This window comes from Moorena sp. SIO2C4, assembly GCF_010672485.1.
GTDB classification, from domain to species: Bacteria; Cyanobacteriota; Cyanobacteriia; order Cyanobacteriales; family Coleofasciculaceae; genus Moorena; species Moorena producens.
Genome location: NZ_JAAHGN010000073.1, coordinates 1 through 13,472 on the forward strand (window position 1 = coordinate 1; position 13,472 = coordinate 13,472).

The following is a 13,472-nucleotide window of genomic DNA, read 5'->3' on the forward strand; positions in this document are numbered from 1 at the left end:
CCAAAAAACTAGGACTTATCTTAAGCACGGAAATCCGTTAAACGACTTCCAACCCTTCTCACATCCAATGGTGGATTTTTAACCTGATTAGTATTCAAATTGCTGTTAAGTTCCCGAATACGGCGGGACAGCATACGAATAATCTTAATTGCAAATTCTGGTGTCTCATCAATGGCATCATAGAGTTGTAGCTGTGTCAACATCAAACAATGGCAAGGTTCGATGGTGGTCACAGAAGCGGAACGAGGTTCTGCATCAAACAAGGACATCTCCCCAAAGCAGGCTCCTTGCTTGAACTGTGCCAAATTCCGCTCACCAATGTGAACTCTTACCAAACCTGAGACTACAATATAAAGTTCCCTACCCTCTTCCCCTTGAGCAAAGATGGTATGGTTAGAAGGAAAGTCTAGCTCGTCCATCACAGAGGCTAGTCGCATCAGAAAATCGTCCCGCAATTCGTGAAAAATTGGGACACCCCTGATAAAAATTAAACGATCAATGCTAGATAACATTGGTTAGCGGTTGGGTTAGCGGTTGGCTGCTAGCGAATAGCCGTCCTGTAGTAAACTACAAGTTTAACCCATACCGATAGTTGTTTCGCTAATTGTTTATAGTTAATGGCTCACTAGACCTAGGGGTGGAATTAAGATTCAAGCAATTTACTGTGGTAATTTCAGACGTAAGTATTTAGCGGTCAGCAGTCAGCGGTCAGCTTATTTTATTCAAAAGCTGTTCGCACCTCAATTAGCGTGGCCACAGGCCAATGGCTGATAGCTGATACGCGACACGCTGATACGCGACACGCTGATGGCTGAATGCTTACTTTCAGACATTATTTCACCCCTAGCTCTACTGTCCACTGCCATGATAAATTAGAGATGATGCCAGCAAAGTTTACAAACAATAGGCAACTATACTGATCAAACTATCCGATAATCTCTTGTGCTTGAGCAGCTACCAAGGGATCTGGGTCATTCCTAAGCACTGGCAACAACTCTGCACAAGCACGAGGTGACATCTCTTTGAGATAAGCCACAACCGCTTCCCGCACAAAACCGGTAGGATGACGTAAGCAACTCATAGCCGCTGCTGGTGCTAGAGAGCAGTGTGCTGCTCTGGCCACATGAAAACAACACGCTAGGGGCCAATCTGACATAAAATGTCGTAACTCGATTAACCGACGTAAGCGATCGCTTACACTCATGGGTTGATAAGGCACTAAATCCACGAGGGCAGCTAATTTTTCTTTCAGAGAACGCCGGTCTAAAATTGACAAAAATGCTTTCTTATTAGGAATATCTAGGGTATTATCCAAAATTTCTAACCCTAGGGCAATGTTTGACCGAGAATGGGATGCTAGATTAAACTCAGCTGCTTTGATGGCACTCGATGGATAAAGAAACTTCATCAGTAAGAAACACACCTCCACCAGATCTTGTTGAAGATCATTAAGCCCCTGCCGCAGCAAATCTGCCTCCAGTCCAGCTATTTTCTTTGAGGTCAAATCCAGCAGTGCGCCATAAATTTGACCCAAAAACATCAATTCTTGCTCAATTAAGGCTTCTACGACCCTACGCCCTAACTCGTTCATCACCGCTTCAATTCCAACCTCCCCTGGAATCTTCAGCAGGATCGTGAGAATATTACGACGGGTTGTCCCCCAACTACTCATCAACTGTTGCACCAAATGCTTCATAGCTTCAGGAGTACCCTTCTGAGTTATAGCCTGGAGTCTGCCAATCTCACCGAGAGCCATCCAAGCTTGCCGCCTTACTGGGTCTGGCTTATGAATATCTTCAGACAAAACCCTCAATAAAGCAATGGCTTCATCCCCTTGCTTGACCAACGCTCTACGAGCAGCATTGCGGGTAGATGTGTAGTAAAGTGCCTTGACTAAAGACGGATAGTACTTTTCAAATCGTTTAGCAGCAATCACCTCTAAACAAGCACACCGTACCTTTAATGACTTATCCCTTAACAGGTCATCAATATAAACTACCAAGGATTCCAAGTAATCCATCTCTGCCAAAGCTCGGGTACCCATCAACCGTTCTTGCTCTTTTTTTGAGGTGAGCATCCGCCGCAGGGTTTTGACGGCTTCAAATTTCTCTTTTGGTGTACCCCGACCCATAATTAAAGCAGCTGCTGTAGCTCTTACGGTTGGGTCAACAGCAGGTTGTAGATAAGGCTTAATTGTCCGAATATTCAGGTCTTTCTGAGCCAGCCAAAAATAGCGCAATGCTAAGGCCAGGACTTCTACTGGTGGTCTTTGATCAATCAACCGAGACACATCTTCTAGACAATCTGGGTTGGGATAGGGCAACATCACCTCTAAACTCTGGCGCTGCAAATCTGTAGACATTTCTCCCAGCAAGGGAGAAAGAACCTGACTCGCTGTTTCTGGAGCGATTTGAGACAACAGTTGAATGTAAGCAGAGCGGTTCTTCGGCTCAGTTTTCAGTCGCTTTACCGCTTCCTCAAAGAGGGTCTTAGTATCCAGGAAATTGGTATTGGCAGAACCCAAACGTCCTTGCTCAGCATTGATCAGCAGCAATGAACCATAATTAGCCCGCATCAACCGGGTACTCAGCAGCCATAATAGGGCAAAAATCACTACCATTAGAATAAACACCCAATGGCGCAATGGCTCAAAATTGGGGAAAGCCCAATCCAGCAGCCCAATGGTGGCTAAAATTCCAATGCCAGTAATGCCAGTAGTCATGGGTTTGGCAATCCCTTGCACAGTAGTCTGCACCACAGAGCGTAACCCTGACGGTAAGGCTTGGAAGAGTACAGGTTCAACACTAGCAATTAAAGTAAAGCGCAATAGTTCATCAACGAATCGGAGTAAGACTACACCAATAAATAGCCCTGTAATCCAGCTAGGCAAGAACCCAATATCAAACTTTAGCCAACTTGCCATGTTAGCTAGGGTCACTAAGCCAATCACAGATAAAGCACCAGGTAATACCATAGCGCTTAGGAAAAGACCAAAGCGATCAATCACCCGACTAGAGATAAACCATTGGGTCACCAGTTCAAAAAGTCCCAACGTACCACTGAATAGACCCAGAAAACCAGCAATTGCTGAACTATCCAGGGTTTGCTCCAATTGACCCATATACTGAAATTCAATTAGGAGGTACAGGGCTTCCCCTAAGATAAAAAAGGCAAATAAAGGGATGACATAGCGTCTGAGGGATTCACTCGGCTGACGCACAGCAAAGTCTGGCTCCATTTCTTCCCACTGTCGTGCTGGGGAGTTAGGAAAGGCTTGCTGGTAGTGCTGACATATATAAACCAAGGTCAGTGCTCCGATGAGCATCATGCCAGACCCAAAAGCCACCACATTGTTGAGTCCCACTAACAGCAATAATAGAGGTAATGAGAACCCAGAGAGGACATCAGCTACCAAAAGCCCACTGGAGATTAGGGGGTAGGTACGCTTAATTTCCCGAATGTTGAATAACTGATTAGCCGTCACCTGGGAATTAAGGTCATTGAGGATGTACACCGCATCCATCCACAATCGCAATAGAAAGATGGTGACTACAGTAATATAGCCATACTCGATCTCCAAGCCTAGGCGGAACACTAACAGGGGTAAGGCAGCTAGGATAGCGATCGCTACCAAGACTGACCTCAAGGGTAAAATGCTCTGCAACCAGGAGTATAATACTCCCAGCCCAGAGCAGATCACGGAACTAGCAATATAAATCACCGGTAACCACTTCGCGCCATATTTCTCTAGAAACAAGGCAATGGCACTGTACTCTAACCAAAGCAGTCCCATGGAAGTGGTGGTATGGAAGGCGAACATCAACAATGTCCGCTCGCCTTCTTCTGGGCGAAGATTCACCCACTCTAGGATTTTTCTAACCCAGTAACCCTTCAGGCGAGTCGGAGATGGCAATTTCATAGAGTCATTCGTCCTTCGTCACTAGTCCTCAGTCAGTAGTCCTTGGTATTTTAAGCTGCTTGCTCCGTGCATGGGTATTCAGACATGAATTCCAGGCACCTGCCCATGTGGGTACCAATGACTAATAACCAATGACTAATGACCAATGACTAATGACCAATGACCAATGACTGATGACCAATCACTATAACCACTATTTTTTGGGGGAGAGTAACATCATCATGTTACGACCTTCCCGCTTCGGTGCTTGCTGGACTTCTGCCAATTCTTGTAAATCCTTAGCCATGCGCTCGAGTAGTGCCTGGGCTAAATTACTGTGTTGAATTTCTCGACCTCGGAAGGTAATGGTAGCTTTGACCTTATCGCCAGATTTCAGGAAGCGCTCCGCTTGATTGACCCGCACATTGTAGTCATGGTCTTCTATTTTGTAGCGCATCTTCACTTCTTTTACATCAGCCGTGTGCTGCTTCTTCTTTGCTTCACGGGCTTTCTTCTCTTGTTCAAATTTGTACTTGCCATAGTCCATGATGCGACACACTGGCGGATCTGCCTTGTCACTAACCAGGACAAGATCTAACTCCTTTTCCTCAGCGATCCGCAGGGCGTCTTGAGGTGTGATTATACCCAGCTGTGCCCCATCGGTATCAATGGCTCTAATCTTCGGAAACCTTATTCTTTCGTTAATTTGGGGTAGATCGCGTTGGCGTCTTCTATTATCACTCACAGGCGTTTGTTTATTTTCTTAAGTGGATTAATCAAAAAATCGACTTACTACATACACTTGCCATTTTACTAATTCCTTTCTTGTTTCTGTTCAAATTATTAACATCACTTAGGAAACCAAGGCCGATGGAATAGTTATAACTTACTCCTTTGCCTGATAGGCAAGGCATAATGGACTCAAGTTGCTTTGTAAATATTTTTGAAGTTGAGGCAGGTTGTGACCAAATCTTTGCATTGGCAGCAACGAGTTGGTAGTCAAAGGGATTGGGTCTGGCGGGGTTGGCCGATCCGTTATACCTATTTTCGCCCACCCCAACCCCTAACTGTCCAGCCGACAACACCAGTTATTCTGCTTCATGGGTTTGGTGCTTCGGTAGGGCATTGGCGTAATAACCTAGACGTAATCGGTCAACATCATACCGTTTATGCTTTAGATCTGCTGGGTTTTGGGGCATCCCGGAAAGCTTCGGTTGACTATACCATTGACCTTTGGGTAGCTCAGGTTTATGAATTTTGGCAAACTTTTATCCAAAAACCGGTAGTGTTAGTAGGTAACTCCATTGGTTCGCTAGTTGGTCTAGGAGCAGCAGCAACCCATCCAGAGATGGTTAAAGGTCTGGTGATGATTAATTTACCAGATTTCCAAGCCCGAGAAGAAGCGATTCCTAGTTGGCTCGGACCGATAGTCTCAACTGTTGAGAGTCTAGTGGCATCACCAGTGCTACTCAAAACCCTATTTTACGTGGTAAGACGTCCAGGGATTGTGCGTAAGTGGGCAGGGTTAGCTTATGCTAATCCAGAGGCAGTTACAGATGATTTAGTAGAAATTCTGAGTGTCCCTGCCACCGATCCTGGAGCTGCGGCCACCTTTAGTAGACTTTTGAGAGGGATGACCGCTCCTAACTTTAGTCTACCGGTCAAATCCCTATTACCTACATTAGATATTCCTATGCTATTGATGTGGGGACTAGAAGACCGGATGATTCCCCCTATGTTAGCTCGCAAGTTTGTTAAACTCAATCCTAATTTAGAGCTATTGGAGTTAGATCATGCTGGTCACTGTCCCCACGATGAATGTCCGGAACAGGTGAATCTGATCCTGTTAGAGTGGCTGGGAGCTAAGGTTTGATTATCCCCACAATTGGTATTAGCCGACGCTCACTTGATCAGTTTCAACCTCCGTGCAACCATCCACACCTGAGGCAACATTAACCATCTTATCTAGAACCTCCTGGCTAGCTACTTCTCCTTTTAGCACAACTTTACCGCCAGTTTGAGCAACCCAGAGCCTTTCCTCGTCATCCAGCTCGTCGTCTTGGTCAAAGGCCCAAACAACTCGCTTGGCAAGGCCGCTTTGGTCGTATTCCCCGTTTAACCCCATTCGTTCTGGGGGAATGTCATCTCCTGCTGGTGCATCTTCTGAAGGGGTACTAGCTGCGGCAGCTTCCTCTGGGCTCCCAAATCCAAACATTCGCTTTAACCAACCCATAATTATTTGGTTTCACTCCAATCAGTTTTTACCGATTTTTATGTTACCGAGGAATTTGGCAATTAGCTGCCTAGTTTCATAAAAAATATATCTTTAGATACAGCACACTGTTACTAGAGTTCTTGGTTACTCAAAACCTGGATAAAATGGTAATTGGTTTGTAAGCATTCAGCCGTCAGCTGTCAGCCGTCAGCTAAAAGCTCACGCTACTTGAGGTGCTTAAAATAAAATCGAAAGTCTGGGGAAAATATCTTGGCCGTTGGCCAAACTACTTGAGGTGATTTGTGGCACAGGCTTCTAGCCTGTGACCTAACCTCTGGCTGATCGCTGATCGCTGATCGCTGATCGCTGATCGCTGATCGCTGAATGCTTACATTGGTTTACCGTTGACCGTTGACGCTTAGCTTCAAGAAACTTAACAGTTAACCGTTGCTACTCCCTTATACCCCCTAAAAAAAGGGGCTAGTCAACACTTAACAGTCAACAGTCTCACCAATAAATCACGTTGATAGCAATTTAGGCAGCACACGCCCCCACCACTCCCAAGTCAACTCCCAAGTCAACTCCCAAGTCAAACTATGAAACATACCCTTTCCGTTTTAGTTGAAGATGAAGCCGGTGTTCTAACTCGCATTGCTGGTTTATTTGCCCGTAGAGGCTTCAATATCGAAAGTCTTGCCGTTGGACCAACTGAGCAGGTTGGTATATCTCGAATTACGATGGTAGTACCTGGAGATGACAGCAGCATTGAGCAGCTGACTAAGCAACTCTATAAGCTAATAAATGTCCTTAAAGTACAAGATATTACCTCAATTCCCTGTGTCGAAAGGGAGTTGATGCTGCTAAAGGTTAACACTACTAGTTCCACCCGCTCCGAGATTATTGAATTAGCCCAGGTGTTTCGTGCCCATGTCGTAGATACATCTGAGGAGTCACTAACTCTAGAAGTTGTGGGAGACCCTGGTAAAATGGTAGCACTGACCCAAATGCTGAATAAGTTTGGTATCCGTGAAATTGCCCGGACTGGCAAAATCGCCCTAACCCGAGAATCGGGAGTCAATACTGAATATCTCAAGTCTTTGCACGCAAAAGTTTAAGTAGCCATTAGTCATTAGTTATTGGTCGTTAGTCATTGGTGATTGGTTCGTCTATTTTACCTGCAAGCCTTGATGATATGAACCTACAGGAATTGCGATCGCAAATTCTGTTCCCTTACCCGGATTAGAGGTACATAGGATTTGACCGCCATGCTGTTCAACAACGATTTTCTTGGAGATATCTAGCCCTAAGCCAGTTCCCTTGTCGATTGATTTGGTGGTGAAGAATGGTTCAAATATCTTCTGTTTGACCTCTTCTGTCATTCCCGGACCATTATCGATAATTCTGATCACGACCTGTCCACCAGAACTGTCCCCTTGATCACCATCGCTGCCTAGAAATTCTGTCCGAATGGTGATCTTAGGGGGGGCTGGTGCTTTTTGCTTTACACCTTGCGGGCCATAATCAGAAGACTGAGGGGAAACTGGAACAAAGAACCTGTCTGCTTGAACAGCTGCAGAACCTGTAACAAAGAACCTGTTAACCTGTGACTCTTCCAGAGCATCAATGGCATTGCACAGCAGGTTCATCAACACTTGGTTGATTGGACCAGAGTAGCACTTCACTAAAGGGAGTTTTCCATAGTCCTTGGTCACGGTAATCCCGGGATTCTTTCCTTTGGGCTTTAAGCGGTTATGGAGGATAGTCAGATTACTATCAATGCCCTGATGAATATTCACTCGCTGCTTTTCCTGGTCATCCTGTCGGGAAAAGTGGCGCACTGATTGCACAATCTGTTGCAAGCGTTCTGCACCTAATCCCATAGATGATAGGGTTTTAGGAAAATCTTCGATCAGGAAATCTAGATCAATTAGATCAGCGTACTGTTGAATTTCGGCTACAGGCTGGGGATAGTGTTTGGCATATAATCCCAACAGTCTTAATAAATCTTCGCCATAGTCCCTTGCTGGAGTCACATTTCCACAGATAAAGTTAAGTGGATTGTTGATTTCGTGAACAACACCAGCGCATAACTGTCCTAAGGTGGACATTTTTTCACTTTGCTTTAATCCCTCTTGAGCCAGTTCCAGCTTCTTTAAGGCATTCTCCAGTTCCTGGCTTTGGGCTTCTAATTTGGCTTGTGCTGCTTGTAAAGCTGCTTCAGTTAATTTTTGTTTAGTAATATCTTTTACAAAACCTTCGTAGTATAGAATGTAACCAGTAGCATCACGCACTGCCCAAGCACTTTCACAAATCCACATTAGGGTGCCGTCTTGGCGATAGACCTGGGATTCAAAATCCTCTACAAAACCCTTTGAGTGCAGTAGGTCAAGGAATTGATAGCGTCGCTCGGGATCTTTGTGAAGGTAATCCCCAACACCAGTTAAATTACTAAGAAATTGCTTAGGTGATTCATAGCCATATAGTCTAGCTAGCGATGGGTTACAGGCTATATAGTAACCATCAGGGGTGATTTGAAATATACCATCAGTCGAGTTTTCAAATAGAGATCGATATCTCTGTTGGACTGCTAAGAGAGATTCTTCCACTCTTTTACGGTCAATTATTGGCTCAGCTAGTGTCTGATTCGTAGGTTGCCAACTAGTTTTCCAATTGGTGAAGTTTTTGTGAACCGTTGGATTAGGTTTGACCCCCTTACCAGAGCTAGGGGGTAAAGTTCTGCGACTTATTAACATAGATTTTTGCCTCACCTTTTTCCCTCACGACCATGACTATTGAGCATTGCAGCTGCCTCTTCAAGGATGGCTTTCCGGTACAGACTATAGTATTTGCTGTTGGGGAATTGTGCCATCCCTAAACAGTTTTTTACAAAACTATTAACTAAACTGCTCCGAATTTAAATAAATTTAACATACATCTCCTCTTGACAACAGTCAAATTAAGAAGGTTTTTTTCCCAAGTCGCGCACTGTAGTCAAATATTGTCCTAGAAAGGGTAAGCCACCAATGGCTGGAAGTAGGTAGCGGGAAGTACACAGTAATCCTAAGGCGGCAGCTTCCTCCTTAGGGAAATAGCGTTGGTAGAAGAAAATTAGCGCAGCATCACGGGTGCCAACCCCCGCAAAGGTTAGTGGTAACAATCCCGCTAAAATGGCTAGGGGGGACAGAGCGAGATTGGCTAAAAAGGGTGTCCAGGCGTTGAGGGCGAGGATAAATAACCAAATTTGCAATAAGTGTAAGAACCAGATAAAAATTGAAGTTAGGGTAATTTTGAATAATTGCTTGGGGTCATGCCAGAAGTAGCCGTGCATTTCCCCCCAAGACATTTGCATTTTTTCTAGCTTTGGACGGAATTTTTTTGGGGCAATTTTTTTTGTCACTAAGAAAAATAAATGGGCAAATTTGCGGGAACTGAGGAGGAATAGCCCTAAAATTAAGCCGAAAATTATCCCAGCGGTCATCAACCAAAAGAAACCACTTTTCCCCGGATAGAGTAATAAACCAAAGACACACCATAGCAGTAGAGACAGCATGTCACAAGCTTTTTCAAAAATAACGATGGCTAACGACAAGCTCCCAGCTAAATTACCCCGCTGCTTCATAAAGTAGGCTTTAGCAATATCTCCCATTTTGGAGGGCAAGACCATATTCAGGGTACTGGCAGCTAAAATCAGGCGATTGGCTTCCCAAAATCGGAGTTGGGAACCCGTCGGCATTAGTTGTTGCAGTCGCCAAGCCGTGAACAGGGTGATCGGAATCACCATGCCCAGACTAATCCCCATCCACATGCGATCGCATTCTTTGAATACAGCGATCAGTTGGGGAAAGTCAATTTTGGCATAAATTACCCCTAAGATGAGTAGGCTGATGGCAATGGAGATGAGTCGTTTCATGGATTAGCAGCAAAAGGCAAAAGGCAAAAGGCAACCGGCAACCGGCAACCGGCAACGGTCAACCTTCAATCTACCCTAGGGGAAGGCCAAAGGCGAACAACCTTCAACATCTGATGCTAACCAAAAACTTTAGTGAGAATTTCAACAGCGGGGTCAACTTATAGCCACACCTTAGCCCCACAATGCTTAGGACAAGTGACTACTCCTACATCAAATCAACGATTATGATGTAGGCTTCTCAAACTCACGAATGAGACTTGCTGTTCCTCAATATCATGTATTGATTTACCACAGCCATTCAGCGGCAATCCAACCGCCATTAATGCACGATGCAAAATGTTGATGCCACTATTCCAATCGCGGTCAATTTTTACTCCACAATCAGAACAATGATGAACTCTATCAGCTAGATTTTTCTCAACTGAAGCCCCACAGTTGAAGCACTCAATACTTGTTCCCCGTGGGTTAACGAACTGGACTAACAAACCGCGTTTGACCGCCACTGCTTGTAAAATCTCCAGAAACGACCCCCACCCTGCGTCATGTATTGATTTCGCTAATCTAGTCCGCGCAAGTCCCTTGATATTTAAATTTTCAAACCCAATCAGGTCATACTTACTACATAGCCAATGGGCGACTTGATAGTGAAATTCCTTGCGGCAACGGGTTAAATGAAGGTGCCATAGAGCTACTTTCTGTTTAGCTTTCTGCCAGTTTTTAGAACCCTTTACACGGCGTGACATTACCCGTTGGGCACTTGCTAACCTGTTAGTAGCCTTTCTGTAGAACTGCGGAATCTCAACGGCTTCACCATCTGATGTGGTCAGAAACTTCTCTAAGCCGACATCAATCCCAACAGCAGATTTAACCGATTCTACAGCAAGAAACTCAGGGACAGTATCATCCTTCATTGAGATGCAACAGTACCAGCCGTCCGCTTTTTTAACGATAGTGCATTGCTTGAGAGTGAAACCGGACGGTAGAGGTCGGTGCATCACCACAGATATTTCACCAATCCGACTCAGCTTAAGCACTCCATGTTTGATCTGCGCCCCTGCTCTGGAATTGTTAACCCGTGGGAATATAAACGACCGCAATTGACCTTGTTTCTTAAACCGAGGTCGTCCTCCGCGTTTTCCGGTCGCATCTGGTTTTCTCCATCGTTCCCATGCCATGTTCAGCCGTTGTAAGTTGACTTGTTGAGTTTCGGCGTAAATCAGCTTGTACTCAGGGAATAGCTTTTTAGTTTCCTTTAGTGCTGATTGCTGGGTGTAATAGTTAACGGGTTCTGGGACTTCGCCAATCGCTTCCCTCACAATACTGCATCTATCAATAGGACAACGAGTCCTATTGAGCCAATCAAGTCTTTGACCGAGAGCATAGTTCCAGTGACGACGCAACAATTCCAGCCATCTCTCCATGATGGCTATCTGTTCGTCACTAGGCTTGATTCGATAGCAGTAAGTTAACAGCATAATGTTATTGTACTACTCGCGTACTGTTGAGAACCGTTAAACCCCGTCGGGCAATTCCCCTCCCCTTAAATCACGCGATTATAACGGGAGACCACTTGCCCGTTTAGTTGGGTTGATAGACTAACCGAGATGGGCCTTTGATTTCTACATAATGACCGTAGGTGTTGCGTTTACCTTGTTTGACGGTCAGCACAGGCTTGTAAGTATCGTATTTTCTATTTTCCTTAATAATTTGCTGGTTGACGTGGATGTAAGTCGCCACCTTTTGTGCAACTTTTTTCCAGGTTCCTTTTGGTCCACGCTTACCGGGAATTACTTTAGGCATGCCATTAAATAAGGGAATTTGCCAAAATCTGCCAACTTTTTGAGCGCCTTTAATTCTGCCGCTTTTCAGGAGTTGGCGAACTCGTTGGACACAAATTCCTAACAGATAAGTCGCTTGAGTGGTTCCAATTGTAGTTATCTGTTGTGCTGCCATGTCTTCCCCCTTTAATCTAGCGCTATTGTTGTTAAAAACCTGTTACATAATTTAATAGTATGTTTATATAGCGTTATAGTTTAGAGGTTGAAGTAAGAGGAGAGGTTAACTGTTAAAGTTAGTGTTTAAGTTCTGTAATTAATCTTATACCTAATAAACTATAGCGCTATCGCTTTGGAGACAGGTGTTCAGACAGCCATCAGCAAAAATTAAATAGCGCTATAGTTTATCTATAGGAATATAAACTCATAAAACTACATCGCTATATTTTTTTAAATTCTTCGATTTATATAGCGCTATGACATATAGTGTATTTTTTATAGCGCTATAGTCAACAGTGTAAAGGCATCTAATTTTTGTAATCCTATATATAATAGTTTTTGTCAAATTCAATAAACACTATATGTGGAAAAACAATTGTCAATAAGCACAATAAGGCCAAATTTATTGATAACTACCCCCACTTTATTGACAAGATGCGTTTACCCTGGGTCAATGATGTCGTACAGTATGTGATCGTAGTAACCAGCGTCACACCAGTCATCAAGCGTGAATGTTATTGTAATTGAGTTTTGGAGATTAAATGTAAACTCCTCAGCACGTAAATAGCTAACATCAGGGGACTCACCGGAGTCAAGGTAGTGTATGTGGTCAGCGTACTCGATGGATTCGATGTGGTATGTGCAGAAGGTGTGGTTCTTGATTGTGAATTCCATAGTGTTGTCAAGGTAATCTGATTTTAAAAACGCTGCTCGAACTTCAACCATTCATAATCATCCAAGGTTTGCACCTCATCACTTAGGTCAACCCAAGGTTGTAATTGACCTGCTTGAAAGGTACGACTCATGACCACATAAATCGATGTCTGGTCTCCACCAATTCCAACACTTTGTACCGATTTCCAAGACTTAGCTTGTAACTCATCAATAACCAACCATCGCTCACCTTGCCAATAAAAATATCTGCGAAAGCAGAAGGGAGCGTCTTTTTTACCAGTAATTAATAATTTCTGCAATAATTTCCGAATTAAATTGGGAAAGAAGCGTCCTACCGTTAACATCACTCCCCGTAGAATTAGTAAATTCATTGGAGTCATTTGCTTCTGTTTTGCCCATCCTAAGTTTCCCTCAATCAGAATTTCATCCTCACTGACTTTAACTTGATAGTCATCGATCAGATGACCAACAGCATTTTTGAATTTACCTCTTTCTTTTACGAGTAGGGAAAAATGGGTATCTGAAGCAATTAATTGATTGTCTCGAAATATCTTAAAAACGCCTCCTTTATTCAAAGCTAAATAAAGTTCTGTACCTCGACGGCGGTCAATTAGGATGTTGGCGTCTTTCAACCATACGCGACCACTGGGACGGGGAGTTGGTTTGGGTCGGTTGCTGACAAAATCCCGCCAAGATAGGAGATAATTCCAGGTATGGTGACCAATAATGTGATCATCGGCGTAACAGGGAGCAAGACCATTAGCTAATCCCACCAAGAAG

Annotated in this window: 10 protein-coding genes and 1 pseudogene; 2 read left to right on the forward strand and 9 right to left on the reverse strand. The window is 44.1% G+C overall.

What is annotated here, in order from left to right; genetic code table 11:
• Nucleotides 1–20 precede the first annotated feature (20 nt).
• The 3 genes from F6K20_RS06440 to infC form a co-directional block, all read right to left on the reverse strand.
• Nucleotides 21–512 (reverse strand): Crp/Fnr family transcriptional regulator, encoded by a 492-nt coding sequence (locus F6K20_RS06440; RefSeq protein WP_008188849.1) that lies wholly within the window; start codon nt 510–512, stop codon nt 21–23.
• A gap of 413 nt (nt 513–925) precedes the next feature.
• On the reverse strand, nt 926–3,919 hold the full coding sequence (locus tag F6K20_RS06445) for a hypothetical protein (protein ID WP_008188851.1): 2,994 nt from the start codon (nt 3,917–3,919) through the stop codon (nt 926–928).
• A gap of 193 nt (nt 3,920–4,112) precedes the next feature.
• Entirely contained in the window at nt 4,113–4,643 is a 531-nt protein-coding gene (infC, locus tag F6K20_RS06450; RefSeq protein ID WP_008188853.1) for a translation initiation factor IF-3, read from the reverse strand.
• A gap of 216 nt (nt 4,644–4,859) precedes the next feature.
• Between infC and F6K20_RS06455 the strand changes: the two genes are divergently transcribed.
• Complete coding sequence (locus F6K20_RS06455; protein ID WP_008188855.1) at nt 4,860–5,771, forward strand: alpha/beta fold hydrolase; 912 nt, start codon at nt 4,860–4,862, stop codon at nt 5,769–5,771.
• A gap of 18 nt (nt 5,772–5,789) precedes the next feature.
• Here the strand turns inward: F6K20_RS06455 and F6K20_RS06460 are convergent, their stop codons facing one another.
• Nucleotides 5,790–6,131, reverse strand: coding sequence for a BON domain-containing protein (locus F6K20_RS06460; protein ID WP_008188859.1), 342 nt, complete (start codon nt 6,129–6,131; stop codon nt 5,790–5,792).
• Between the two features lie 578 nt (nt 6,132–6,709).
• Here F6K20_RS06460 and ilvN point away from each other — a divergent pair.
• A complete protein-coding gene (gene ilvN / locus F6K20_RS06465; RefSeq protein ID WP_008188861.1) occupies nt 6,710–7,228 on the forward strand; it encodes an acetolactate synthase small subunit in 519 nt (172 codons plus the stop codon).
• Nucleotides 7,229–7,279: 51 nt separating this feature from the next.
• Here ilvN and F6K20_RS06470 read toward each other — a convergent pair whose 3' ends face one another.
• From F6K20_RS06470 to F6K20_RS06490, 5 genes and pseudogenes are all read right to left on the reverse strand, one after another.
• Complete coding sequence (locus tag F6K20_RS06470; RefSeq protein ID WP_008188865.1) at nt 7,280–8,866, reverse strand: sensor histidine kinase; 1,587 nt, start codon at nt 8,864–8,866, stop codon at nt 7,280–7,282.
• A 203-nt stretch (nt 8,867–9,069) separates the two neighbouring features.
• Nucleotides 9,070–10,023 carry a lysylphosphatidylglycerol synthase transmembrane domain-containing protein gene (locus tag F6K20_RS06475; protein WP_287294153.1) on the reverse strand — a complete coding sequence of 318 codons (954 nt, stop codon included), beginning with the start codon at nt 10,021–10,023 and terminating at the stop codon, nt 9,070–9,072.
• Between the two features lie 215 nt (nt 10,024–10,238).
• Nucleotides 10,239–11,498: an RNA-guided endonuclease InsQ/TnpB family protein gene (locus tag F6K20_RS06480; protein ID WP_287248776.1), complete on the reverse strand. Its 1,260-nt coding sequence runs from the start codon at nt 11,496–11,498 to the stop codon at nt 10,239–10,241.
• 103 nt (nt 11,499–11,601) lie between these two features.
• Complete coding sequence (locus F6K20_RS06485; RefSeq protein ID WP_287248778.1) at nt 11,602–11,976, reverse strand: helix-turn-helix domain-containing protein; 375 nt, start codon at nt 11,974–11,976, stop codon at nt 11,602–11,604.
• A 739-nt stretch (nt 11,977–12,715) separates the two neighbouring features.
• Nucleotides 12,716–13,472 (reverse strand): annotated as a pseudogene (locus tag F6K20_RS06490) (hypothetical protein); the annotation flags it as partial.